The 25,423-nt window shown below is 47.3% G+C and carries 19 protein-coding genes; 11 read left to right on the top strand and 8 right to left on the bottom strand.

Annotated elements, in window-relative coordinates:
* Positions 1–14: 14 nt before the first annotated feature.
* Complete coding sequence (locus EKG38_RS09515; protein WP_126520022.1) at positions 15–1,634, bottom strand: NAD(P)/FAD-dependent oxidoreductase; 1,620 nt, start codon at positions 1,632–1,634, stop codon at positions 15–17.
* 268 nt (positions 1,635–1,902) lie between these two features.
* Here EKG38_RS09515 and fdxA point away from each other — a divergent pair, with 268 nt between their 5' ends.
* From fdxA to EKG38_RS09490, 4 genes are all read left to right on the top strand, one after another.
* Positions 1,903–2,226 (top strand): ferredoxin FdxA, encoded by a 324-nt coding sequence (gene fdxA / locus EKG38_RS09510; RefSeq protein ID WP_012143601.1) that lies wholly within the window; start codon positions 1,903–1,905, stop codon positions 2,224–2,226.
* Positions 2,227–2,749: 523 nt separating this feature from the next.
* On the top strand, positions 2,750–3,112 hold the full coding sequence (locus EKG38_RS09500) for a putative quinol monooxygenase (protein WP_012143602.1): 363 nt from the start codon (positions 2,750–2,752) through the stop codon (positions 3,110–3,112).
* Positions 3,113–3,468: 356 nt separating this feature from the next.
* Positions 3,469–5,256, top strand: coding sequence for an HD domain-containing phosphohydrolase (locus tag EKG38_RS09495; protein WP_126520021.1), 1,788 nt, complete (start codon positions 3,469–3,471; stop codon positions 5,254–5,256).
* 338 nt (positions 5,257–5,594) lie between these two features.
* Positions 5,595–7,697, top strand: a complete 2,103-nt coding sequence (locus EKG38_RS09490; protein ID WP_126520020.1) for a TonB-dependent siderophore receptor — start codon at positions 5,595–5,597, stop codon at positions 7,695–7,697.
* A 98-nt stretch (positions 7,698–7,795) separates the two neighbouring features.
* On the opposite strand, the gene EKG38_RS09485 is transcribed toward EKG38_RS09490, so the two are convergent.
* Positions 7,796–8,338, bottom strand: coding sequence for a hypothetical protein (locus tag EKG38_RS09485; protein WP_126520019.1), 543 nt, complete (start codon positions 8,336–8,338; stop codon positions 7,796–7,798).
* A gap of 290 nt (positions 8,339–8,628) precedes the next feature.
* On the opposite strand from EKG38_RS09485, the gene deoD reads away from it, so the two are divergent.
* Positions 8,629–9,333: a purine-nucleoside phosphorylase gene (gene deoD, locus EKG38_RS09480; protein WP_126520018.1), complete on the top strand. Its 705-nt coding sequence runs from the start codon at positions 8,629–8,631 to the stop codon at positions 9,331–9,333.
* 128 nt (positions 9,334–9,461) lie between these two features.
* On the top strand, positions 9,462–10,640 hold the full coding sequence (gene tsgA / locus EKG38_RS09475) for an MFS transporter TsgA (RefSeq protein WP_126520235.1): 1,179 nt from the start codon (positions 9,462–9,464) through the stop codon (positions 10,638–10,640).
* A gap of 331 nt (positions 10,641–10,971) precedes the next feature.
* On the opposite strand, the gene EKG38_RS09470 is transcribed toward tsgA, so the two are convergent.
* Entirely contained in the window at positions 10,972–11,643 is a 672-nt protein-coding gene (locus EKG38_RS09470) for a Crp/Fnr family transcriptional regulator (RefSeq protein WP_126520017.1), read from the bottom strand.
* A gap of 314 nt (positions 11,644–11,957) precedes the next feature.
* On the opposite strand from EKG38_RS09470, the gene EKG38_RS09465 reads away from it, so the two are divergent.
* The gene (locus EKG38_RS09465) at positions 11,958–12,821 is read left to right on the top strand and encodes a nuclear transport factor 2 family protein (protein ID WP_126520016.1); all 864 of its coding nucleotides are present in this window, start codon (positions 11,958–11,960) and stop codon (positions 12,819–12,821) included.
* A 174-nt stretch (positions 12,822–12,995) separates the two neighbouring features.
* Here the strand turns inward: EKG38_RS09465 and EKG38_RS09460 are convergent, their stop codons facing one another.
* Positions 12,996–13,778, bottom strand: coding sequence for an AraC family transcriptional regulator (locus tag EKG38_RS09460; protein ID WP_126520015.1), 783 nt, complete (start codon positions 13,776–13,778; stop codon positions 12,996–12,998).
* Between the two features lie 101 nt (positions 13,779–13,879).
* Between EKG38_RS09460 and EKG38_RS09455 the strand changes: the two genes are divergently transcribed.
* Positions 13,880–15,037, top strand: coding sequence for an MFS transporter (locus EKG38_RS09455; RefSeq protein WP_126520014.1), 1,158 nt, complete (start codon positions 13,880–13,882; stop codon positions 15,035–15,037).
* Positions 15,038–15,095: 58 nt separating this feature from the next.
* Here the strand turns inward: EKG38_RS09455 and EKG38_RS09450 are convergent, their stop codons facing one another.
* Complete coding sequence (locus EKG38_RS09450) at positions 15,096–15,953, bottom strand: DUF3465 domain-containing protein (RefSeq protein ID WP_126520013.1); 858 nt, start codon at positions 15,951–15,953, stop codon at positions 15,096–15,098.
* Positions 15,954–16,255: 302 nt separating this feature from the next.
* Positions 16,256–16,723: a hypothetical protein gene (locus EKG38_RS09445; protein WP_126520012.1), complete on the bottom strand. Its 468-nt coding sequence runs from the start codon at positions 16,721–16,723 to the stop codon at positions 16,256–16,258.
* Between the two features lie 214 nt (positions 16,724–16,937).
* Here EKG38_RS09445 and EKG38_RS09440 point away from each other — a divergent pair, with 214 nt between their 5' ends.
* Together EKG38_RS09440 and EKG38_RS09435 are read left to right on the top strand one after the other, a co-directional pair.
* Positions 16,938–18,227, top strand: coding sequence for an O-acetylhomoserine aminocarboxypropyltransferase/cysteine synthase family protein (locus EKG38_RS09440; protein ID WP_126520011.1), 1,290 nt, complete (start codon positions 16,938–16,940; stop codon positions 18,225–18,227).
* Positions 18,228–18,490: 263 nt separating this feature from the next.
* A complete protein-coding gene (locus EKG38_RS09435; RefSeq protein WP_126520010.1) occupies positions 18,491–20,446 on the top strand; it encodes a sensor domain-containing phosphodiesterase in 1,956 nt (651 codons plus the stop codon).
* A gap of 78 nt (positions 20,447–20,524) precedes the next feature.
* On the opposite strand, the gene EKG38_RS09430 is transcribed toward EKG38_RS09435, so the two are convergent.
* Both EKG38_RS09430 and EKG38_RS09425 read right to left on the bottom strand, forming a co-directional pair.
* Positions 20,525–21,598 carry a DUF6765 family protein gene (locus EKG38_RS09430; RefSeq protein WP_126520009.1) on the bottom strand — a complete coding sequence of 358 codons (1,074 nt, stop codon included), beginning with the start codon at positions 21,596–21,598 and terminating at the stop codon, positions 20,525–20,527.
* Positions 21,599–21,738: 140 nt separating this feature from the next.
* Positions 21,739–22,473, bottom strand: coding sequence for a DUF599 domain-containing protein (locus EKG38_RS09425; RefSeq protein WP_126520008.1), 735 nt, complete (start codon positions 22,471–22,473; stop codon positions 21,739–21,741).
* 751 nt (positions 22,474–23,224) lie between these two features.
* On the opposite strand from EKG38_RS09425, the gene EKG38_RS09420 reads away from it, so the two are divergent.
* The gene (locus EKG38_RS09420; RefSeq protein WP_185826821.1) at positions 23,225–25,369 is read left to right on the top strand and encodes an OmcA/MtrC family decaheme c-type cytochrome; all 2,145 of its coding nucleotides are present in this window, start codon (positions 23,225–23,227) and stop codon (positions 25,367–25,369) included.
* The last annotated feature ends 54 nt before the right edge of the window (positions 25,370–25,423 follow it).

Below are 25,423 nucleotides of genomic sequence, written 5' to 3'. Positions count from 1 at the left end.
CCAGTCAACATCTCCTACGCTGATTTACTGCCAGCTTGCTCATTGATACTTAAGGCCATGGCCTCAGCCACTTTAATACCATCGATGGCAGATGACATAATGCCGCCCGCGTATCCGGCCCCCTCACCAGATGGGTAGAACCCCTTGGTGTTGATACTCTGGAAATCATCGCTACGCTTGATGCAGATAGGTGAAGAGGTACGGGTCTCAACGCCGGTCAAGGTTGCATCTTCCATGGCGAATCCACGGATCTTCTTATTAAAGGCAGGAATAGCTTCACGAATCGCATCGACGCAGTATTGCGGTAACAGGCCCGTCATATCCGTCAGCTTAATACCCGGCTTATAAGAGGGTTCTACACCACCAATTGCGGCAGAGGAAGTCCCGGTTAAGAAGTCTCCGACTAACTGAGCCGGCGCATCATAATTCTCACCACCAAGCACATAAGCCGCTTTCTCAAGTTGACGTTGTAACTCGATGCCTGCCAATGGATGTTCTGGGTAATCGTCTGGATCGATACCGACCACAATGGCGCTGTTGGCGTTGCGTTCATTACGTGAATACTGACTCATACCATTAGTGACTACCGCATGTTCCTCAGAGGTTGCTGCGACCACAGTGCCACCAGGGCACATACAGAAGCTATACACTGAGCGGCCAGACTTACAATGGTGAACGAGCTTGTAATCTGCCGCACCTAAAATAGGGTGACCGGCAAATTTACCAAACAGAGCTTCATCGATAACAGATTGTTTATGCTCGATCCTGAACCCAACCGAGAACGGCTTAGCTTCGATGTAAATGCCTCTGTCGTAGATCATCTTGAAAGTATCACGGGCACTGTGACCTATGGCCAAAGCGATATGCTTCGACTTGATTTGAGACCCGTCGGCTAAAGTAAGACCGAGTACCTGTCCATCTTCGATATGAAAATTGTCTACCCGAGCGCTGAAACGAATTTCGCCACCTAACTCGATAATCTTAGCGCGCATCTTCTCGACCATGCTCACCAGCTTAAAGGTACCAATATGTGGCTTACTGACAAATAAGATCTCTTCGGGAGCGCCCGCGGCAACAAACTCATTGAGTACCTTACGTCCATAATGTTTCTTATCTTTGATCTGGGTCCAGAGCTTACCGTCAGAGAAGGTCCCCGCGCCGCCTTCACCAAATTGCACATTCGATTCTGTGTTTAACTTCTTGGTGCGCCAAAACCCAAAGGTATCTTTGGTGCGCTCACGCACCTCTTTACCACGTTCAAGAATAATCGGCTTGTAACCCATCTGCGCCAACACTAAACCGGCAAAAATACCACATGGACCGAAGCCAACCACCACTGGGCGCTCACCAAGATCTTCTGGCGCCTGAGCGACAAACTTATAGCTCATATCAGGCGTTGGTTTAATCGACTGATTATCAGCAAACAGCTCAAGCAGGGCTTCATCTTTCGATGTGGTGACATCGAGTGTATAAAGCAGGAAGATACGGTTTTTAGCTCGGGCATCGATGCCACGACGAAACACCACAGTTTCAACCAGCTCATCGGCCGCAATGTTAAGCATGGTTAAGATAGCTTGAGTCAGCTCTTCTGGAGAGTGATCGAGGTCGAGTTTAATATTAGAGAGGCGTATCATGGTTTTTCCAGATTTATGTTACTTGGTTGTATACCCAAACCACTTCAACATGCATTCCGTAGTGGCTTGGGTATAGTCAAAAATAAACGTCAAAGTGGTGCGGTATACTGAGCAGACGATTTTCATATGTTTATCACGTCAATTTGCCATACTTGATGATATCGAAAAACATTGAAATTCGTGTTTGGATCCGTATGATCCCGGCACTGCGAGTTAGACTTTCTAGCGGAAGTTTAACAGAAATCAAATCAAAGTTGCGAAGAATAATATGGCTTTCGTTGTCACAGATAACTGCATAAGATGTAAATACACCGACTGCGTAGCAGTTTGTCCCGTCGATGCATTCCATGAAGGGCCTAATTTTTTAGCCATCAATCCTGAAGTGTGTATCGATTGCGACCTTTGTGTCCCCGAATGCGCGGCTCAAGCTATCTTTCAAGAAGATGACCTACCCGAAGGGATGGAGCAATATCTCGAACTCAATGCCGAACTTGCTCAAATTTGGCCCGTGATCACTGAGGTAAAAGAGGCTCCGGCTGATGCAGAGGAATGGGATGGCGTTAAAAATAAAAGAGAGCACTTAATCATTTAGTCTGCTCCAGCCACATTAATACCAATCGGTATAAAGGTGTGGTCACTCAGCGAGAGTTTAGCGCTTGTGAGGCAAGGCAACGAGTGAGGAACATAGTTATTCTACGTTTAAGCTCGTTAACGCCGTATCAGAAGTGCTAAAACTCGCCTTTCAGGAGTGTTTTTGGCAGCCTACTTCTGTGTTGAATGAGTTCAAAAGGGATCACCATTCCCTCACTCTTTCGCCTTGAATTATGCAGCCAAAAATAACTCTGAGTTGACCACTTTCTTATACCGATTGGTATTAGAAGTACAGCGAAGCCGACTGACAAGTGAGAATAGATAAAACTCAGCGAGTGGCTAACGACAATAAACATATCATCATGAATAGAAACAAGGGCACTATCACCCTGATTCATATGTTAAGTTTAACTATTAGCCATCACGAGTCACTATGGGCTAAAATTCCTGAATACTGTAGTAACAGGATTACCCCATTTTTTCTAAGTAAACCCTTCTCTTAACTATGGAAAGAGGCCAATTCAATGTCTACTCGCGTTTATGTTATCGCACAATTTCGCCCAAAAGCCGGTAAAGAATCTGAATTGTTTGAAGTATTAAAGGCACTCGAGCCAGATGCTCTGCGTGAACAAGGCTGCATTCAATATATGCTCACACGTCAGATTGACCATCCCAGCGCCACCCGGACTAACTACCCCATCGTGTTTAATGAAATATGGGCCGATGGTGAGAGTTGGGCGGCACATGGCCGCCGTAAACAAATACACCACTTCTTCAATACACAGGTCATTGCAAAAGATGGCCTGGTCGATGATGCCATCGTCACCGCCTACACAGACGAAGGATACGACTACGACGCCCCCATCTTTGGATTAGGCGCCAAATAACATACCGAAACACCTCAACTCTTACCTGTCAGTGATAAACTGCAGGTAAGAGCGTCCGTACCATGCCCAACAGACTTAGCTAATGCCATGCAGCCCCCTAACCTAACAAGTTAAAGAAATCGAACAGCACCAAATAAATCAAATAGATATACTAATTATTCGACCTTTTTCTACTTGCTTAAATCTAATACGACGTTTAACCTTTCTACACTCACCATCAGGGAGGTGAAATTGTGGGGGAAAATCGATTGATTGATGCCTAAAAAACAGAGAGTCGAAGCATTTTTCAGAGAAAGGTCATGATAATCTTACGATAATCAAGTGTTGCATAGCTTCATGGAAGAACGGAGTGTTGAGTGAATACTAAAGTCACGTATCTCAAATTCATTGTAGTAACGCTGTTTTTAGTCTGGACGATCTTAATCGTTTCCATCCTGATAAATTGGTTTAGTCAGGAAAATCGTCATGCCGAAAGGCTGGCACTCAAAGAAGCCACTGTAAGCATAAAAAAAGATCTGGCCTACCGCTCTTGGGTCACTTCCCACGGTGGGGTCTATGTACCGATAACCGAACATACCCAACCCAACTCATATCTGGCTCATATCCCCAGTCGAGATATAAAGACAGAGAGTGGTAAATGGTTAACACTCATGAACCCTGCTTACGCAATCAAGCAGACGATGAAAAACTACTCTGAGCTTTACGGAACGAAAGGACGCATAGTCAGTAATACGCCACTCAACCCCGACAATAAAGCCGATAAGTGGGAATCTGACTCTCTGAATATTATCGAAGATACAAGAACTCCCCATCACGAAATCCACCCCATCGATGGCCAGGAGCATATGAGGCTTATTATCCCGCTATTTACCGAGGAGGGATGCTTAAAATGTCACGGTCATCAAGGCTATAAAGTTGGTGATGTGCGTGGTGGAATATCGGCGTCGATTGCACTCTCTCCCTATTACGACAGTGCTGTTTCACGCCTGAAAGCCAGCCTCCCCTATGTTGCCGTGGTGTGGTTAATCGGCGTGGCGACAATCTTACTCGGATACTGGCGCACCAGGCGCTATATTTCAGAAAAAATCGCCAGTTATGAGCAACATATTTTTTCCATCGTCGACATGATAGAGAACCGCGACAGCTATACCGCCGGCCATACTAAACGTGTTGGAAAATATGCATCTCTTATCGCAAAGCAGATGGGCTACAGCGACAGAGCCATAGATAAACTCTACCGCGCATCTATGGTTCACGATGTTGGCAAAATATCCACACCCGACTCAATCCTGCTGAAACCGGGAAGACTATCGCCCTTAGAGCGTAAAATTATTCAGCAACATGTAGTAACCAGCTACCAGATGTTAAAGCGGGTGGATATCTTCCAGGGGATTGCAGAGATAGTGCGTCATCACCATGAACACTATGATGGCTCTGGCTACCCCCAGGGTCTGAAGGGGAAGCTGATCCCTATGCTGTCACAAATTATGAGTGTTGCCGATGCGTTCGATGCCATGACTACCGATCGTGTCTACAAGGGCAGAAAAACGATTCAATCAGCACTCGAAGAGCTTCAACTGCTGGCGGGTAAACAGTTTAACGCTGAAGTCGTTAAGGCCGCTCAGATAGCCTTGAAAGGTGTCGCCAGCCCGAAATCAAACCAGCTACCGGTAAATGAGATAGAGAAAGAGCGGTTTGTCTACTTTTATAAAGATCAGTTAACCGGCGCCTATAATCGTGACTACCTGAACAATATGCTTCTGATCAACAGTGACAAGCATAGCGAGGCCCCATACAACTGCATCAACTTGATTTTACTGACCAATTTCACCCAGTACAATAAAGAAAAAGGTTGGGAAAAAGGCAATAAGATACTTATCGATGTGACACAATCCTTGATATTTTCATTTCCTGAGGCATTGATATTCAGGATACACGGTGATGATTTTATCGTGTTGCATAAGCAACACTATCCAATCGAGGGGGAGTTAGGCCCGATTGATGCCCTGCTGGAAGGCACAGAAATTTCGCTCGATACCCTGCATGTCAATATAAAAGAGGACGGTATCGGCTCGGTGGATAAACTGGATAACTGGCTGGTTTCAGCAGCCGACAAGGAAATAGAGATCAACCTGACCGCATAGCTTTTATGGATAGCTTTGTGGACTGTTTTATGGAGTGTTCAAGAAGGGCCACGGAACAAATACTCATTTAACTTGTCCATAAAAAACACTAACTTAGTGCTTTTTATGAACAAAGTTCAACCGTGAACAGAGTCACTGTTTGCGTAAAAAAAGCATTTCCTATCGATCTTTACACAATTATGCCACCCAGATAATTGCAAATAGGATTGATTCCTATTACCATCCCCGCCACATTCTCTTTCTCACAACACCTCATTACTGCGCGTTACAGATGATACGGAATATCTCTCAAGCTTAGGTAAAAGCAGAGCACGCATTGAGCCATTTAGGTTTAAACAATGAAAACCAATGTCAAATTAATTGCGACCGCTATCGCAGGTATTCTAAGTGCTAACCCTGCATTTGCAGTCGATGCCGGAACAAACGGTGCCTCATCTCAAGTTGCAGCTCAATCCGATATCGAAGTCATTACTGTGACAGGCTATCAACAGCACTATAAAACCGATCAGGCCCATGCGGCGATGCGCTCCGATGTCTCCCTGTTAGACACGCCTCAATCGGTGACGGTTATCCCGACAGAAGTGATGGACGACCAGTTAATTCTGACCTTAGGTGATGCACTGAAAAACGATGCCAGTGTATCGATTGGCCGCGTGACCACGGACAGAGAGAGGTTTAGCCTGCGTGGCTTTAGCCTGGATGAGAGCACTAACCTACTCAAGAATGGCCACCAGCATTTCTCCAAGTACCGTTTGCCTATGGCGCTGGTCGATAGTATCGAGGTGTTAAAAGGTCCATCGAGTCTGCTTTACGGACAATCGACTCCGGGCGGATTAGTTAATTTAGTCACCAAGAAACCCACTTACGATTCATTTTTAGAACTCGGCCTTAAGGGCGATGATAATGGTTCAGTACGTGGCACTATCGATACCGGCGGTAGCTTAAACGAGGCGCAAACTGTCCGTTACCGCGCCATCTTAGAGAAGCAAGACAACAAGAACTGGCGCGAATATCAAGACGGCAGCGCGCAGGAGAGTGACTTCTTCGTCGGCAGCCTGATGACCGACTTCGACATCGGCGATGATCTTACCCTGTCGCTGCACTATGACAGATCCGATGAAGTCGCAGGCCAGGACAGCGGCTCTCTGATCGATGACCAAGGTGATGTCATCGGCGGTGATGAGATGATTTGGGACATGCCCTGGACTAAAATTGATGCCCAGAGCGAAAACTACGGCGCCGACATCAGCTATCAGTTAACTGACGACTGGAACATAGATGCTGGCTATAACAAGCAGCATAACGAGCGCGAACGTTGGGAGAGCAAGCCCCAGACAGGCAGCTACGATCCCGAAGATGGCAGCTACAAGAACAAGCCTTACAACAAACTCGAAGATTGGCAGCAGCACGCATTCTACTTCGACATCGTCGGCAGTGTCGAACTCGGTGGCATGCAACACGATCTACTGTTCGGCGGTAACTATCTCAAACACGAATACAGTTCATTGAAAGTCAAAGGTAAGATGGACTCGGGCAATATCGGCACCGGCGTCATAGTGCCGCAACCGGATCTCGACTATGCCGATGGCAAATCTGAGACCGAAGATTACAAATATTACGGTGTATTCGCCCAAGACTTAGTCACCCTCAACGACCGGTGGCAGCTGCTCCTCGGTATGCGTTACGATAAGCAGGAAAAGACCGATGCCGACAACAACTCGGTATTGCCTAAGCTGGGCATCATCTACCATCCGGTCGCCAACGCCTCTATCTATGCCAACTACAGCGAGAGCTTCGAGCCACAGGGGAGTGTACTGGACGATGAAGATGCTAACTTTGGTAAAGAGCTGGATCCCATCATGGGCGAGATGTATGAGCTGGGCACCAAGTGGGAGCTGCTGTCGGGTAAGCTGCGTCTCAACGCTGCGCTGTTCGATATCAAACGAAGCAACATCATAGTGAATCAAGGCACTTCCGATAACCCTATTACCACTCAAGGCGGCGTGCAGCGTCACAGAGGCCTTGAGCTGGGCGCAATCGGCCAGTTCAACGACGATCTGTCACTCATCACTTCGCTCATGTATCTCGATGCCGAGTATGAAGTTCATGACGAGTTTGAAGGCAACCGCCCCGAAGATGTCCCCGAGTGGACCGCCTCTATCTGGGCTAAGTACTCACTCACCGATCGCGCCGCACTTAACTTAGGTGCCTTCTACGAGGGTGCGCGCTTCGGTGATGCCGATAACAGCTTCGAAAAATCGGGCTACACTAGCGTCGATACGGGGATCAGCTACGTGCTACCCGTTGCAGGGAACGATCTGCAGTTAAGACTCAAGGTCGAGAACCTCTTCGATACCGACTATCTGGGTGGTGGTGAGAATGGTGAGGTGAATGTCGGCAAGCCGAGAACACTCAAGTTCGGTCTTAGCTACAAGATCTAGCCTAACGCCTAGGTAAAACAGTCGCTATAATCTCGATTAATAAACTAAAAATGGCCTGCAACTGCAGGCCATTTTATTAATTATTCAGATCAAAAAGCTTATCTCTTTGCACTGCCAAGCTTGGCGCCACAATGGGGACATTGGCACAAATTCAACTGTACGGAGCGACCACTGCTATCGATTGCCACATGATGACATGCCGGACACCGCCCCCAACGATATAATCCAAAAACGTAATAGAAGATACCGAGCATAACCACCGGAAATCCCGCCCCAAAAATAGGGACGTGAGTGGTAAAAAACAGGACCAGCAAGCCGACACCAACCACCGCAATGACGGCACAAACCTTAAAATGCTTTCGTATTCGGATCATATTGGCTTGATAGATATCGACGAAGTTTTCATCCTGGCGATCCAACGGATGACGCTCCTCCCCCGTGAGAATGGTGAAAAGTGCATGGCTAAAGATAAGTCCGCCCATGGCAAAGGGGACACCAACGATGTAGGCCGCCATATCTGGTCGACTCTCTCCCCACACTAAGCTTTCCAGTACAAACTGCAGAAGAATACCCGTCATGGCGATCAACCAGCCTATAAGAGCCTGTTTCTTAACCCTCTTGCCATCATATAACTTTTTCATCTTTTACCATTACACTGAAACCCTTCGTACCATTTTACACCGCGGGGATAAAATACCTAGATGTGAGTCAATTGTTCCCGTAGGAGAATTCCAGCTTTCACTCAATGAAACTGCGTCTCTCAGAAGTCATTTCCCAAGCGTCCTGTTCACGGTTTGCTGTTTAGTATCGGTTCAAAATTCTCAATTTAATTTCTGCTTGCGGACTTTTGTCCTAATAGCCTTATCACTGTCGGTCGTAGTATCGAGTCAATTTATGACTTATGCCTGATTACCTAAGAGAGAGAATTTCGATGACTGCACACATTAACGGCCAGATGGGCGACTTTGCCGAAACCATCATCATGCCAGGCGACCCATTAAGGGCCAAGTACATCGCCGAGACGTTCCTCGATGATGCCGTAGAGATCACCAACATACGTAACATGTTAGGTTATACCGGTTTCTACAAGAGCCAGCGTATCTCCGTCATGGGCCACGGTATGGGGATCCCCTCGATGGTGCTTTACGCTCACGAGCTGATCAATGATTTCGGTGTGAAACGTATCATACGTGTCGGCAGCTTGGGCGCGACGCAACAAGATGTAAAACTACATGATGTGATCTTAGCTCAAGCAGCAGGCACTGACTCTCCCACCAATGCAAAGCGCAGCAGCGGCTACCAGATGGCCACCTCGGCCACCTTCGACCTACTGCATAAAGCCTATAGCTCAGCGGTTGAAAAACATATCAGCGTCAAGGTGGGTAACATCTTCAGTGGCGATATGTATTACGATCCCGATGAGGATATGATCCCGGCACTGGAGCGTTTCGGGGTACTCGGCATCGATATGGAAGTAGCGGGTCTCTATGGTTTAGCCCACCAGCAGGGTATCGAATCCTTAGCAATTCTAACCGTGTCCGATCACTGCCTAACCGGGGAGGAGACGTCAGCCGAAGAGCGTCAGCTGTCATTTAACCAAATGATTGAGTTGGCTTTAGAGACAGCATGTAGCTAATACAAGGCACGCCTTATCAGTTCACGCTCGCAGTATATCGATACCATTAATGGCAGTTTAAGACTCGCCAATAAAAAAACAAATAATGGATCAACTGCGAGCCTTATAAAAGACACTAAGGAACGATGATGAAAAACAAAATATCTCTCACTCTGTTGAGCTTTCTCGCCAACTTTATCATGGCAGGCTTTGCCACCCAGTTCGGAATGTTGATTGAACCTATCGCCGAGAAATTTTCGGCTAACGTTAATGAAGTCGCCTCAATTTTCTCCCTTCTCAACGGCGGCGCCTTGGCGGGTACCGTTGCGGCCTTCTTCTTGATTGAGAAGATAGGCGTTAAGCGCATCACCCTGATGAGTTACCTGACTATCGCCCTGAGCGCCGCGGCGCTTCACTTCGCCTCATCTTTGAGTGTTGTCATGATGGCCATGACACTTATCGGGCTGTGTGGCGGTGTGGGTCTGTGTATCGCAGGCACCATAGTGGTATCGGTATGGAAAGAGAAGATCCAAAGCACCATGTTAGTGGTACAGGATGCTACCTTTAATGTCGCCGGAGTGGTATTTCCGCTCATCACCACGTACGCCCTGAGCAATGCACTGTCATGGAGCTACAGTTATTTGGCCGTAGGTTTAGTGGCTTTAGGTACGGCAATCATGGCCTTGATGACGAATTTCGACCTGTGCGAAAATCAAGGAGATAAGGAGTCCGGCAAGAATCAGGTGGAAAAATCTGAATGGAATTTCTCAATAATCAGTGCCGGTCTCGGTCTGTTCCTCGGCATGTTGGCACTCTATACCTTCCTGACCTGGGCTCCGATGTTTGTCAAAGAGAAGTTCGATATTCCTTTTGAAGAAGCGGGCAACATCATCACACAATACTGGTCGGCGGCCTTGGTTGGCGCCCTGATCTCCACTGTAATTGTATCTCGTGTAAAAATTCAAAACTTCCTGATGGGGATGATGGCTCTGGCCTTAATCATCACCAGTGTGATCGTCACCACAGATAAACTTGAGTGGATGTCATATCTCACTTATGGCTACGGTTTTGTCTGTGCGGCGCTCTATAACTCCTTTATCGCCTACGGCGTCTCATTTGTGAAACAGGCCAGCAGTAAAAATGTCTCCTTTATTTTAATCAGCGGCAGTGCGGGCGCCATGTTCAGCCCGGCGATAAGCTCCATGTTTGAAACCATTATTGGCCTGCAGACCGTGATGTATGCTATCCCGGTTATTTACGCCATGATTTTAAGTATGCTGATCATCTCTCGCCGTAAAACAGCAGAAAACAGATTAGCGACTGCTTAACTTGTTAATGATGAAATACCGATTTAAATAGGTATAATTGCTGCAACTGCAATCTTAAACAATGACTGGTTGAGTAAAGTACTGACATGCGAAACAAGAGAACGATTCGAGTTAAGGCAAGAATGCGAAAAATAAGGATGAGACGTGCCAAGCGGCTGAGTTTGTTGATGATGAACGCCAGTCAACAGAGTGATAAACAGCGTAGCTTATCCTTATCTAAGATTGCTTAAACTGAAAACGATCTGAGCCCTGCAAGTTTTACCAAAAATTTGCAGGGCTTTTCATTTTTACATTAATATTGATAGAAATAGAGAATAAGCAGATACGCAGGCTATTCGATATAGGCTTTGAGTCCCTCGAAATCGCAGATAACGATGCCCTCCTTATCCCTTTGGATCAGCCCCAACTCTTCTAATTTCTTTACCGAGCGACGATACACGCGATCGGTTGTCGCAAAACGCTCAGCTTCCAGGTAACACTTAGTAAAGCCATCGACGGGTTGGTCATTAAGATGTTGATGATACAGATCATAAGCGATGTTATAGGCAATAGGATATAACATACGACGAGTCAGGATATCTATGGTGTCTTGATAATCGATAGCAATTGCACTGGCAAAGAAAAGCGCAAACATAGGTTTGTTCGTTAACGCCAGCTGCAGTTTCTCGCCACAAATCACCTCAACTTCGACATCCTCTTCGGCAATAATGTCGAGCTGACACAGGTAGTCACTAAAAAACTCCATCTCGCCAAAGAGCTGTGAGTCGCAATCCATGGTGCCGAGCTGAAAGCTGCGACCATTGCGGGCACTGTACCCTAAAGAGACACGACCCTGTTTCACTAAGATAAGTGAGCTCACCTTCTGTCCCTGCTGCATCAGTTTTTGATGAGCCGGCACCACTTTAGTTTCACTGATGCAATCGAGCATGATCCGCTCGACCTCGCCATGTTCCTGCTGCCATAGCGTATGAAAACGACCTTTCGATAGTGGTTTTAACTGCATAGTAAATACATTGGTAAATAAAACTGAATTGGCCTGTGGGCTCATTATACCCGAGCATATTACGAATGCGAGATTAAGCTGGATAGACAACTCCCCTTACCACCCGGTTCGATTAACGGCTAAAGGCGTTAAAACACCAAAAGTTAGGCAGACAAACTCAGCAGCAATTCGGGGATGATATAGGCTGTGAATCACATCTGAGCGCAAAGGTTCGATATTCACCATTTATTCGCCGCGATTAACCTGCAGTAATTTTAAGCAGAAGTTTAAGCTTATCCCATCAAGAAAAACAAACATCGAGATGAGGGAAAACAATGAAAAAGACCATAGCGAGCGCACTGGTAGTGGCGTTAGTTTCACTGACAGCGTGTAACGATGATTCGAACTCAAATGAGGAAAGTATGACGCTATCTAATAAAGACAAGGCCGTTGCGGTACTCAACAGCATAGAAACCGGCGATGAGCAGGCGATCTCCTATATCAACCCTCTGGAATACACCCAACATAACCTCGCTGTCGGAGATGGCCTGGCAGGATTTGGCGCCGTACTACAGGCGTTACCCGAAGGCAGCGCCAGGGTCGATGTGATCCGCGCATTCGAAGATGAGGAGTTCGTTTTTACTCATACCGATTATAACTTCTTCGGCCCCAAGATAGGGTTCGACCTGTTCCGCTTCGAAGATGGCGTCATTGTCGAGCACTGGGATAATCTCATCGCTACATCAGAGCTCCCCAACCCGAGCGGCCATAGCCAGATAGATGGCTCAACGACGGTAACCGACCTAGATAAAACGGCAGAGAACAAAGCTCTGGTAACCGATTTTGTCGATACCATACTGGTAAAAGGTGAGTTCGATAAACTGGCCAACTTCTTCGATGGCGACAACTACCTGCAACATAACCCTCAAATCGGTGATGGTGTGTCGGGCCTGGGCGCGGCGCTCGAAGCCATGGCCCAACAAGGGATAGAGATGATCTATACCAAGAACTATAAAGTCCTCGGCCAAGGTAACTTCGTGTTGAGTATCAGCGAGGGAACACTGGGCGGTGCAGAGACCTCATTTTACGACCTGTTTCGTATCGAAAATGGCAAAGTTGCCGAACACTGGGATGTCATTGAAACTATCGCGCCTATTTCAGAGTGGAAGAACAACAACGGCAAGTTTGGCGGCCTGTAATCGCCAACGCGCTAAGCTAAACCTCTGAACTAAGCTTCTAAAATAAGCTGTTAAAATGAGCTTTTAAAACTAGCATTTAAAAAGAATCCCCGATATTCACATTGAATATCGGGCTCTTTCTTAATACCAATGCGGATTAGTATCCTTGGTCTACAGTTTGGATAATCCAAGGGCTTAATCGGCATTTTTTGCTTTTATATACTGGCTAGGTGTATTACCCAGATGCTGTTTAAAGAAGCTGATAAAAGCGCTATCGCTGGAGAAGCCTAACGAGAAGGCCACCTCTGACACCGAGCTCCCCAGAGCTAATCGCTCGATGGCACCATGTAATCGCCATTGCTGCCGCCACGCCTGATAAGGCATACCGGTCTGCCTGCTGAAAATTCGGGATATCGTCTTCTCACTCGCGCCAATTCCCTTCGCCATCGTTTTCAGGGATAAAGGTAATTCATCCCCGGATTGCAGTGCAGATAACCACGACTTCAATCGTGAATCACTGGGCAGAGCTAATAACAGAGACTCCTGGGGGGCAGACTCCAGCTCTTCGATAAACAGAGTCGTGACCGCGACTTGCTCCCGGTTCGGCTTATCCCACTCCCACATCGCCATCCTTTCGATTAATGCCTGCAGCAAGGCATTTACCGAGATGATCTTCACCCCTAGTGGTAAATTTGGGAATGCACTGGTATCGAAATAGACGGAGCGATAGGCCACGACATTGCGCATTTGAACACAATGCTCGACCCCCGCCGGGATCCATGCCGCCTTAGTCGGGGGCAATATACACTGAGTGTTATCCAGGGTGAAATTCATGCAGCCGAGTGACGCATAGAGTAGTTGACCCTTTTCATGCCTGTGCATCCCCGAGTCATGCCGGCCCACATCGGCGGCGATACCGAGCACCTGCAGATCCAGGGTATCGACATCGAAGCGATTCTCCTGCTTGATAAACGCCATCTGTCTAACTTTTGATGTTTTCTGTTCCTATTATTGTAACCGGACACCCGTCTCATCTCTATACTCACCGCCATTGAAGCCGTATTAATGAGTATAAACCGATGAAAAATCCCCCCCCAATTTGGCTAATGGTAACCCTGTTGATGTTTCCTCAGGTCGTTGAAACCATCTATAGTCCATCACTTCCCCATATTTCACAGGCATTTGGGGTTAGCTTTGAAACCGCATCCCAAACGCTTTCGGTCTACTTTATTGCCTTTGCTATAGGAGTGGTGGTCTGGGGGCGATTATGTGACACCTTAGGCCGTAAAAAAGCGATGATTTATGGATTAATCACCTATGGTATAGGCGCGTTAATCGCCCTATTGGCCGGAAACTTCGAAACCTTGTTGTTGGCCAGAATCATCTCGGCATTTGGCGCGGCCGTAGGTTCCATCGCCACTCAAACCATGTTACGCGACAGCTTCGAAGGCCCTGAGCTTGGCAAGGTATTTTCTGTGATGGGAATGGGGATCTCAATCAGCCCCGTGCTGGGCTTGATGTTAGGCGGTGCTATCGCACACAACCTGGGACACTTAGGCGTATTTAGTTTTCTGCTAAGCCTGAGCCTGGCCTTATTACTGCTAGGCCAGTGCTTCTTGTCGGAGACACGCCCGCAACACTTAACGCCGGTACCATTATTGCCGCTGGCTAAGCAGATGATATGCAATGGACAAGTGATGCGTAGTGCAACCTTAGTTGCCCTGTTTAACCTGATGCTCTTCGGCTACTACGCGTTGGCCCCCTTTATCTTCGCAGACCTTAACATGAGCTCGATAGCGTTTGGCTATAGCGGCATCGCTCTGGGGCTCGGTTCATTGATAGGCAGCCTGGTTAACAAACGACTGCTGTCGAGAGGTTGGCAAGCTGTGACACTCATCAATCTGGCATCGATACTCGCTCTGCTTGGGGCAGCTGGTGTCTACCTACTGCAATCTAGCCTGGTTTTCCTGCTGCCCATGGTGTGTGTGGTACTGGCGTTCGGCATCGCCATCCCCAACATCCTCAGTCAGGCACTGGTCGATTATAAGCAGGTGGCGGGAAGCGCCGGCGGCCTGTTCGGTCTGGCCTACTACCTGATGCTGGGTGCCGGGTTGGCACTGGCGGGATGGCTGCAGAATCTGGGGCTGGTGTTAGTGCTCGCGGCGGGGCTGAGTTCTGTGCTTTGCCTGCTCAATATCAGGAGCACAACCCCGGTTCTATCGACGAAGGGAGCATAAATAGTCCTGATAAGGAAATAGCCGCTAAATCAAAACAGGTCGGATAAACAGAGCGCCATTATTGATAGGTTTGTCCTTTATGTTTTAACCAGCCACCGGGGTGTCTTCCTTGAGGGTCACGATGGGTCCAGTGCACAACGCCCCCCTTGTTATTGAACTCATACTGACCATAAAACGCCACATTATCACCGACGCCTATGCCCGCTATCCGCGGTGCTAAGTCGATATTATGGGCAATCAACAGGGTTTGCCCATTGGATAAACGTAGAATAAATCGCTGATGACGACTGCCCTCGTTATCATCGCTCAATATCTTACTGATAGTCCCGCTGCTGCTAACCTGCAGGCCACTTTGCCGATTTTTAAATGCCTCAGCTATCTGTGAAGTACCTTTCTGCACAGAGCCACTTTGTATAGAGCCTTGGGCCAGTTGCAATGAGTCATTAGCTGCAACGGCCTCTCGCTGCTCAAAAAACGATGCTGAAGAGCTGGCAAGGAAGGGGGCGATGACACGATTATAAGCAAAGCTTGCGATGGCCAGCACCACCATCATGATCCCTATGCGATAGAGAATGGGGCCGATTGGCGTGCCATGTTTAGGCTTAAGTTTAGAGGTCGATTTAGACCTGGACTTAGCTTTTCCCCTTGTTTGACCCTCAACATTCGCATCGGCTTTGACTTCGACACCTTCGATGCGCGCCTCAATAGCATTGAGTTTGCCGCCGGGTTTATGCTCAATTTGAAAGAAGATGGTATCCCCTTCCAGTGGCCGCCTGCTCATGTGCCTGAGCTGAGATACATGAATAAAGACATCGGTATGACTGTCAGTACCTGAAGCTGTTTCAGGCTCAATGAAACCGAAGCCTTTGTCGTCTTTCCAACGAACCAGGGTGCCTTTTATAATTGGGTTATGCATTTAGTTCTTCTTTCTCATACACAAGGTGACGGATAATTCCGTCAAATGTACTCCTAAATGCACGAACAAAATAGAAAAATTGAAATAAGGGCTCTTCGATGGACCAAACAAGAAAAGCCGCTCTGTAAAGCCGCTTAGATGCGTCTCCCTTATCTATATCGGGTTCAGAGCATGATATTGGTATCGGTAACGAGGCGAATGCATGGCCACTTAACCGTGAGTCGCAGCGAGTTGGGCGGAGCCAGATTCAGTTGTCGGTTAAACCCAGTTCAGCTCGCTATGAAGAAATGTTCCAGTATGGGTTAAGCGGTTCCCGCTTGCTCTTTTTTCTCCTGCTCAAGCTTCTGATTGGTCAGATCCATGAGTTGAGCCGTGAGGACGGAAATTTCTGACTGCAGTGCCTTACGTTTCTTCTCGCCAGCCTCGCTCTTATCATTTCCCAGCTGTTTTAGCTCCTCTTTAAGCTTCTCGAGCTTCTCCTTCACTGCTTCTATCAACTCATCAATTTTTTTCTTAGGCTTCTCTGAAGACTCCGCCGATTGAGCCTGTATCTGAGAAGCTTGGGCATGTAGCTTTCCGCCCGAGTCTGAGGCCAGTGCATCCCTTCCCTCCTTGGAGATAGAGACGCGGGTATCGCCTTGTGCAGAAGCCGCTACAGGCGAGAGTTCACTTCCCGATTCAGCAAGCGGTTTTGTGGAAGACTCGACCTTAGCTTGGCTAATCCCCCCGCTGGAAGATGGATTATTCAAATTCATTCCTGACACGTTCATAGCGCTCCCTTAATGACTGCAACACAAGATGCGTATTTGTATCATTGTTATCGGCCACTTGGTAAGTAAGCTTATGTAAGTAATGTAAATAATTGTGAAATTGCTCATTTTTCACGGCTTATACTGTTTTATTGAGTTACAAAATAAATATTTAGACTTCCAGACGTCCATTTGTTATGTTCAACTTTCACTCAAAGGAATAGGAAGAGACAATATGAAACTCGAATCATTGGCACTTCACCATGGATATGAATCTGAAGCGACGACTAAAGCGGCGGCCGTGCCCATCTATCAGACGACCTCCTATACCTTCGATGATACCCAACATGGCGCCGATCTCTTCGATCTCAAAGTGCCGGGTAATATCTACACCCGCATAATGAACCCAACCACTGATGTGTTAGAGCAGCGACTGGCCGCCATCGAAGGAGGAATTGGTGCATTAGCGCTGGCATCGGGCATGGCGGCGATAACCTACGCCATTCAGGCATTGACTCAGGTAGGCGACAATATTGTCAGTACCAGTCAACTCTACGGGGGCACCTACAACCTGTTTGCCCACACCTTGCCGCGTCAGGGAGTGGAAGTACGCATGGCAGGCTTCGATGACTTCGATGGTTTAGAAGCTTTAATTGATGATAATACTAAGGCACTGTTTTGTGAGTCTATCGGTAACCCGGCGGGTAATATTGTCGATCTGGAACGTCTGGCCGACATCGCCCATAAGCATGGCGTACCTCTGATTGTCGATAATACCGTGGCGACCCCAGTGCTGTGTAAGCCATTTGAATATGGCGCCGATATCGTTGTTCACTCACTGACTAAGTATATCGGCGGCCACGGCACGACCATCGGCGGTGTGATTATCGACTCGGGCAAGTTTGACTGGGCCGCGCACCCTCAGCGTTTCGCACTACTGAATGAGCCCGACCCCTCTTATCACGGTGTTGTCTATACTCAGGCCTTCGGACCCGCCGCCTTTATCGGACGTTGTCGCGTCGTACCACTACGTAATACCGGTGCCGCACTCGCTCCCCAAAGCGCCTTTTTATTACTTCAGGGACTTGAAACCCTATCACTTAGAATGGAGCGCCACTGCAGCAACGCTTTGGCCTTAGCCGAATATCTTCAGCAACATCCAAAGGTGAGTTGGGTCAATTACGCAGCATTGCCCAATAGCCCCTTTCAGGATAACTGCCACAAGATCACGGGCGGCAGAGCCTCCGGGATCATCAGCTTCGGCATAAAATCGAACCAGACCGGTGGTGGTAAAGAGGCGGGTGGTCGCTTTATCGATGCCCTGAAGATGATACTGCGTCTGGTTAATATCGGTGATGCTAAGTCTCTAGCCTGCCATCCGGCTTCAACCACCCACAGACAGTTAGATGCAACTGAGCTGGCTAAGGCTGGCGTAAGTGAGGATTTGATACGTATCTCTGTCGGTATCGAACATATCGATGACATCATCGCCGATGTCTCGCAGGCACTGGAACAGGCGGGTTAACACCAATCCGTAATGGTATGCCCATTTATAACCATACCATTACGATCCTACATATTAGCTGCTTGTCCCCCCTTTAATAGGCTATCAAGCAGCCAGGTCGACCAGCCTCCGATAAGCTTATCTCAGATTTAGATGAATAACGCATAACCTACTGGATGAATAGTCAAAAATAGCCTTTAAAAGCATAAGCTAAGGCCTTATCAGTATTCAATATAACAGCTATAGTTTACTAATGGGAATCGATTGCAAAGGACAGTTGCAAGATGATGAATAAGGCCGCGGAACGGCATTTACAAGACGAACATCTGCTTGATGATATATCGGTCAATACCACCGAGATATGCGTGCCCGAAGATATCTTCAATAGCTGGCAACAGACACTGGATCTGATCTCTGAGATTGTAGACACCCCAGCCGTGCTCATCATGCGAATACACAAAAATGACAACAAGATGGAGGTGTTTGCATCGAGCAAGAGCACCGGAAACCCCTACCGTCGTCGCCACGACAACGATAACTTAGGCAACGGTCTCTACTGCGAAACGGTTATCGCGCAAAATTGTGAGTTGCATATTCCCAACGCCTTAAAAGACAGCGACTGGGATCATAACCCGGATCTAAAACTCGGCATGATAGCCTACTGTGGCTTACCCCTACTCTGGCCCGATAACATCCCCTTCGGCACCATATGTATGCTCGACAATAAGGAGCACAGTTACAGCCAAAAATTCAGGCACCTGTTAGCCCGGTTTCAAGAGGCGGTAGTCACCAACCTTGCTACCCTATACCAGCAAGAAAAGCTGCGACACCTGAATCAACTCCTGGAAACTAGGGTGCAACTCAGAACCCATGAACTGGCCGAACTCAGCACAAAACTTATCCGGGAGATAGAGAGTCGAACCTCGGCAGAATTTAGCCTCGAATACTCAAAAAACTATGATGAACTCACGGGACTTCCTATGCGTTCCGGCTTGATAGACTCTCTCACTCAGATGCTAAAACAGAGCAAAGCGACCGAAACAGTCACGGTACTCTATTTCGGTCTGCGTAAATTCAAATCGATTAACGACAGTTATGGTTACCTCATCGGCGATCAGGTTCTTTCTCAATTTAGTCAAAGATTAAAACAGTACTTAGATAAAGATACCTTAATCGCCCGCATTGCCGGTTCTGAATTTGTCATCGCCCGCTCCCATAAGAAAACCGTGAGTAATGATCTGGAGCTGATAACAAAAATATTAGATTGCTGTAACGCCCCTTTCTCTCTTGCAGGGTTCACCATTACCGTTCCCTCCTGTATGGGGGTTGCCCAGTTCCCCACCGACGCAACAACGGCAGAGGAGTTGCTACAAAAATCCAGCGCTGCGATGAGCATAAGTAAAACCGAAGGAGCCCGTTATAGCTTTTTCAATCAAGATACTCAGTCCAGTATAGAACAGCGCTATCAACTGGAGAGCCATCTGGTCGATGCTCTCAATAATCAAGAGCTATACCTGAACTATCAACCGTTAGTCTGCTTAAAGACCCATAGAATACTCGGCGCAGAGGCTCTGCTGAGATGGCATAATCCGGTCTTGGGACAGGTGCCACCCGACAAGTTTATTAACTTAGCCGAGCATAATGGTCAGATCATCGAGATAGGTAACTTCGTACTCCATAGTGCGCTTGCACAGGCCGCTCACTGGCAAGCCTTACAGCAAAGTGACTTTAGAATTGCCATCAACATATCACCACTGCAGTTCAGAGCGCCCAACTTTGCAGAGCATATCGCCGATCTGCTCACGCTGTACCAATTACCCACCACCTCATTAGAGCTCGAGATCACAGAGGGTATCTTGTTACAGGATGAACACTTAGCCCATGACTCAATCAAAAAGCTACAAGCACAGGGAATACGTATCTCTCTCGATGATTTCGGTACCGGGTATTCCTCATTAAGCTATCTGCAGAAATACTCATTTAATACCCTGAAGATTGACCGCTGCTTTATTACCAATCTGGAGAAGAATGAGCAGGATAGAGAGCTCACCCGGGCCATTATCGCCATGGGTAAGAAGCTTAACCTTCATGTTATCGCCGAAGGGGTAGAGACACAGGAGCAAGATAGATTCATCCAGAGTGAAGACTGTGATTATGGTCAGGGCTACCTCTACGGCAAACCGACCAGCGCCGATGAGTTTGAAACCAACTATCTGGCGGACCTATATTCATTCCAGTAATTGATTACGGATAAGCCGGGTAACCATACTACAGTCTCTTACCCGGGAGAGGAATCATGCCATATCAGCCTGTCAGGATCAGGCGGCGCAGATACCATATTTAGGTAACACGTCATGCAAGATATCGAACCTATGAGCCTGAAGCGCATCATGGAACATCTTCCAATCTGACGTTAAAAATGATGCAGAATAGACAAACTCATCCTCCTCTTCATCGACCGCCTCCAGCTGCCCTATGGATTGATGCTTCCAGGAGCCCTCCCCCTTAGCGATGTAACTGACCTGTTCGGGCCCGAAGGAAAACTCACCCAGTGCAATCGCTTCGAGCCACTTGCTATGACGCTCCTCGCCGTCTTCATCACGAATCGAATTGACCATAGACTTTATCCGCAGCGCATCGGGCTCAGGAATACCTTCAACACTGTCGAGATCGACGTCGGTGTCGCCCATGCGGTAACATCGCATCGCCCGGCACATCATATCTACAGCATCGAAAAAAATGGTTTGATTATTACGTTCGACAGTTTGCCCTAGCCCGTTGACATACTTCCATGAAATATAGGGCCTGTCCGGATGACTTAACGCCGCCCCGTGCCCGAGAGGAAAGGCGCTACTGACGAAAAAGTTCGCAATTTTCGAGAAGAAGCTTTGGTCGAGAGAGGGATCGCTGCTCTGGAGATCTTCGACCTTGTTGATTTCGTGGATATTGCCTGAAAATCCCTGATGGGCAAATGTATCGGCATAGACATGCATAGTGACACCGAGACGGTGAAGCCCATAGGGCTTTTCTCTGTCCTGTATCGCGAGACGCAACATGTCTCTTGCCACATAACTGTCAGGCTTACAGACCAGCTTATTGATAAAGCTCCCGTCAGGGTTGAGCCCGGCAGGCTGGCCGCCATTACCCGGCAAGAAGTGAAACGATGCCCACACCCTGTGATTCGCTAACTTCTCGGAGTTGCGATAATCCAGCATCTTATGGGCCGACGAGATCCTCGAATACATGGCTCCGTTATCGAACCGGATAACGCCTGAGTTTGTCGCATCATCAACATACTGGGCACTATAGGCGATGATCTGTGCATCCGCTGCCGTAAAACCTGCCAACCTTGCCGCTATGTAAGTTAATCCATGATGTCCATCTATCTGCATAACAATATCCTTATCAGCCTAGATCAAGCTTCATAACCTAACAGTTAAACCTCGATAACTCCATGCCAGTGTCCGTGCTACTCTCAACGTCTTTCGGCCAGTCTTAACAGCTAGGCTTAATCGCTAGTCTAAATCGCTATTCATTTGACTCGGGAAGCTTTTTTCTTCTCTTCCTGCTCATCCAACACCAGCATCCCCGATGTGATGGCCACCACCGCCTTAGAGTTAAATTCCCGAGCATACAAGGTATAGACCACAAACAGACTGGTTACGATAAACAGGGCCGGATGGAAAAACCAGCTCAAGACCGCCATAGCAAAATAATAGGCTCGGAGTCCATAGTTGTATGAATGCGCCGCTTGATCTTGCACTATCGCCATCTGTTTTGCATAACAGCGAAGTCTGTCATCCGCGCCGCCCGTTGGGTCGATCGGTGCGGCGCCGACCATGACATTGAGAAAACCATATTGCCGCATCGACCAGGTAAACTGGAAAAAGGCCATCACGAAGATAAAGGTCAATAAACTTAATTTCAGTTGAATAAGGGCATCATTCGGAGTCGCCGTATAGGGGATTGAAGCGATAACAGCCTCTAGCCGCTCAACCTGAGCAAAGAGCGTCAGCACACCGGCAAGGATCAGCATGGTTGTCGAGGCAAAGAAGGTAATATTGCGTTCAAGATTGGCCAGTAGTGCCGCTTCACCGACTCTCACCTCACGGGTCATCAACTCATTCATCCAATGAATTCGATGTTGGTGCAGACAACGCGCGATGCAATTGGTGGTCTTGGCTTTACGACGTGCAAAGGAGGTGTAACCGACCCAGCAACAGATAAAACAGACAAATGAGATAAGATCCAAAACGGTAACAGCCATAACAATCCTGAGAAAATTCAACACTAGTCACTATTAAAGCAGTTTTATTCTTAGCTGGCCATGATCCGTTATAAACGCACTAAGTAGTAGTGATTCTATAGGGGATAATTCATGCAGGCTTAATGCTCTCGAATGACCTGTAAATAGTTCAGCTAAAAACAGATGACTAAAGAGATAAAACGACTAATGCCTTCATATACCAGACCTCACTCTCGAACAGATATTAATAAACAAACCAAACTTAAACTTATAGAAGTTAACGTACGACGCCCGGTAAACGAAGTTTGTTTTCATAAAAAACATAAATTAAGCTACCACTACATAACAAGATGCCTTTAATAATGAGCAATTAAAAGCATACGTAAAATAATTGTAAACAAGAAAGCTTCGACGCGCATTGGTCACGGCAACAAAACAACTAGTAAACAGCATGTTAGCTTAGAGTGCGCAAGCGCAACGCTCTATCGACGCTATATCCACTTCAGAAATGATAAACACACTCATTACTATAAGTGACAAATAACTTACCCCTTTACAAAGTAAAGATCTATTTCACATTACATAAATCATTCTGGAAAAAACAAACATATTAATGTTTGTTTAATATTTGAAGCGCTTTATACAGAAGTACCAAGAAATAGGTATAAAAGAAACTAAAAGGTATGACTTAAAAATATTATTAAACCCTGCAAATTAATAATAGTCACAAAAAATAACAACATAATAAAAACACGTTCTATTTGGAGCAATGATGAAAAATCAAATAAACAAGAGCTTCGTTCTGAGTCTTATCATGACTGGAATGATAGCGGGTTGTAGCGATGGTAAAGATGGTACCGATGGTTCCGACGGTGGAAGTGGCATCATTATCGCAAAATCAGCCGAAAGCTTACACCTGGAGTATCTTGAGTATGGTATCGATGATGCCGGCATGCGTTCTGCGACCTTTAAGATCACAAATGAACTCAATCAGCCTGTGGTCGGTATCGGTTCGGTTCGCTTCCTGAGCTCACAACTGGCCACATCGGAACAAGGCTATACCGAGCGCCAGGGCCTAGGATATGTCACCTGTACCAGCGAAGCTGAAGACTGCTTAACGGATCATCAAGATGGATCTTATACCGTAATCAACACCACCTCCGTAAACGAGCTTGATTTGAGTGGAAAAGACTATACATTTAACCCAGATCTTCCACACCGCTTCATGGTTCGCCTACAAACCTATGGCGGTATTCCGGTCATTGGCAGTGTACAAGACATCATGCCTGAAGTGGACTTTATGGTAGACGGTTCGGCGGTGACAACCACCCGCTCAATGGTCGACACAGCAAGTTGTAATGCTTGTCATACAGATATCGCCTACGCCCGTTATGACAGCTACGATCGCTCTCCACATTATGCAAATAATGTACAAGCCTGTGCGACCTGTCATACAACAGGTGAAAAAGACTCTAAAGGCAGCATGGTTGAGCGAGCACACCGCTGGCATAACGGCCTCGATGGCGATCTTGTCGTTAGCTCATATGATTGTACGAGTTGCCATGTCACCGAAGCCACCGACGCCCTTCCAAATGGCGCTGAATGGTTGGCAAGCACCACGAATGATAAAGCCTGTTTAAGCTGCCACGCGTCTGAAGAACTTAAGCATGGTCCAGAGATGCAATTCTCATGTGCCACTTGTCATGATGTAGCCCAATATCACCTGACTAAGGTCGACGCGAAAAAAGCGGCACGTGATGCTTATAGTGTCGATGTAACCCAAGTTTCAACCCTACAAGGCACCTCTGTTCGTGATGGCAACACCTACAACACGGCTGAAATTACCTTTACCGTAAAAATTCTGGACAGTGAAGGCACGCCATTAGCCAGCAGTCCAAAAGAAGCCAAGGTATTCAATGCCCTTCGCGCCTCTGTTTCATGGGATATGGAAGCGGGCTACCGCATGTTAACCACTGAAACTAAAGACTCGGGTGAATTAGGTCGCTTAGCCAACCACTCGGTGAACTTCAAGTTTGAATCTATTGACCCTGTTTCATCTAACCCTGCAACCGGTGAATACAGCTACATCATTTCCGGTCAGCTTGATGATGATAAATCGAAGAACTCAACCGGTGTGATCATCCCTATCGGTACCGATCTCAAGACGGGGATCTTAGCGATTGAGGGACAAGTTAAGGCCGATGAAAAAACCGGTGCTCCAACTCCTGATGGCACCTTAGTCGAGCGTATTCGCTCTAAATCAGTCTTCTTTACCTTAGATGGACTCACCGATAATAGCCGTCGCCAAGTTGTTGATAATGCACTTTGTGCATCCTGCCATGGCGATCAAGCGTACGGTTACCACGGACGTCGTAATGACTTAGAGCAGCAGTGTGTCGCTTGTCATAACTTAGGCAATGCCGAGTGGGATAAAGGTCATATGGCACTGGAGCAGGCACCAGCCGACCCGGTACTCGACCATATCTCATGGAACACCTTTGTTCATGCCTTACATGCACAAAACCGAGAAGAACAAAATATGGGTGAAGCATCAAACCGTGTATTTAAGTACCCTGCACGCTTAAACGATTGTGTTCAGTGTCATGTCGATGGTAGTGCCAACCTTAAAGAGATTGAGAAGTCGAATGCACTAATCACACGCAATACCCATGAAGTCGACGCCGATTTCTTTGCCACCAGCCCGGGAGCCGCAACATGTTGGTCTTGCCATGGTCCATATGGCGGTGATTCACTTAAGAACCATATGATCCAAAATGGGGCTGATTTTGAAGTGAAGCTTGAAGACGGTGTGAATGCCACTTTCGACGGTAATGTCGTGGTCGATGTAACACTATCGGGCGAGGCTTGCTCTGTGTGTCACTCCAGTGACAAGTTAGCAGAGTCGCACCGTTTCTGATATTCGAAGAGGTGTAGCAACCTAGATGAAACCTAATTAATTAGTCGAGCACTT

Source organism: Shewanella canadensis, assembly GCF_003966225.1.
GTDB lineage: Bacteria > Pseudomonadota > Gammaproteobacteria > Enterobacterales > Shewanellaceae > Shewanella > Shewanella canadensis.
This window is presented reverse-complemented; position numbering and strand designations above follow the sequence as displayed.

Coding starts and splice junctions, on each gene's coding strand:
- EKG38_RS09425 (WP_126520008.1), bottom strand. CDS start 22,473: ATGGCTGTTACCGTTTTGGATCTTATCTCATTTGTCTGTTTTATCTGT.
- EKG38_RS09490 (WP_126520020.1), top strand. CDS start 5,595: ATGAAAACCAATGTCAAATTAATTGCGACCGCTATCGCAGGTATTCTA.
- EKG38_RS09460 (WP_126520015.1), bottom strand. CDS start 13,778: ATGGCGTTTATCAAGCAGGAGAATCGCTTCGATGTCGATACCCTGGAT.
- EKG38_RS09440 (WP_126520011.1), top strand. CDS start 16,938: ATGAAACTCGAATCATTGGCACTTCACCATGGATATGAATCTGAAGCG.
- EKG38_RS09420 (WP_185826821.1), top strand. CDS start 23,225: ATGAAAAATCAAATAAACAAGAGCTTCGTTCTGAGTCTTATCATGACT.
- EKG38_RS09470 (WP_126520017.1), bottom strand. CDS start 11,643: ATGCAGTTAAAACCACTATCGAAAGGTCGTTTTCATACGCTATGGCAG.
- tsgA (WP_126520235.1), top strand. CDS start 9,462: ATGAAAAACAAAATATCTCTCACTCTGTTGAGCTTTCTCGCCAACTTT.
- EKG38_RS09485 (WP_126520019.1), bottom strand. CDS start 8,338: ATGAAAAAGTTATATGATGGCAAGAGGGTTAAGAAACAGGCTCTTATA.
- EKG38_RS09435 (WP_126520010.1), top strand. CDS start 18,491: ATGATGAATAAGGCCGCGGAACGGCATTTACAAGACGAACATCTGCTT.
- EKG38_RS09430 (WP_126520009.1), bottom strand. CDS start 21,598: ATGCAGATAGATGGACATCATGGATTAACTTACATAGCGGCAAGGTTG.
- EKG38_RS09515 (WP_126520022.1), bottom strand. CDS start 1,634: ATGATACGCCTCTCTAATATTAAACTCGACCTCGATCACTCTCCAGAA.
- EKG38_RS09450 (WP_126520013.1), bottom strand. CDS start 15,953: ATGCATAACCCAATTATAAAAGGCACCCTGGTTCGTTGGAAAGACGAC.
- EKG38_RS09455 (WP_126520014.1), top strand. CDS start 13,880: ATGAAAAATCCCCCCCCAATTTGGCTAATGGTAACCCTGTTGATGTTT.
- EKG38_RS09445 (WP_126520012.1), bottom strand. CDS start 16,723: ATGAACGTGTCAGGAATGAATTTGAATAATCCATCTTCCAGCGGGGGG.
- fdxA (WP_012143601.1), top strand. CDS start 1,903: ATGGCTTTCGTTGTCACAGATAACTGCATAAGATGTAAATACACCGAC.
- EKG38_RS09465 (WP_126520016.1), top strand. CDS start 11,958: ATGAAAAAGACCATAGCGAGCGCACTGGTAGTGGCGTTAGTTTCACTG.
- deoD (WP_126520018.1), top strand. CDS start 8,629: ATGACTGCACACATTAACGGCCAGATGGGCGACTTTGCCGAAACCATC.
- EKG38_RS09500 (WP_012143602.1), top strand. CDS start 2,750: ATGTCTACTCGCGTTTATGTTATCGCACAATTTCGCCCAAAAGCCGGT.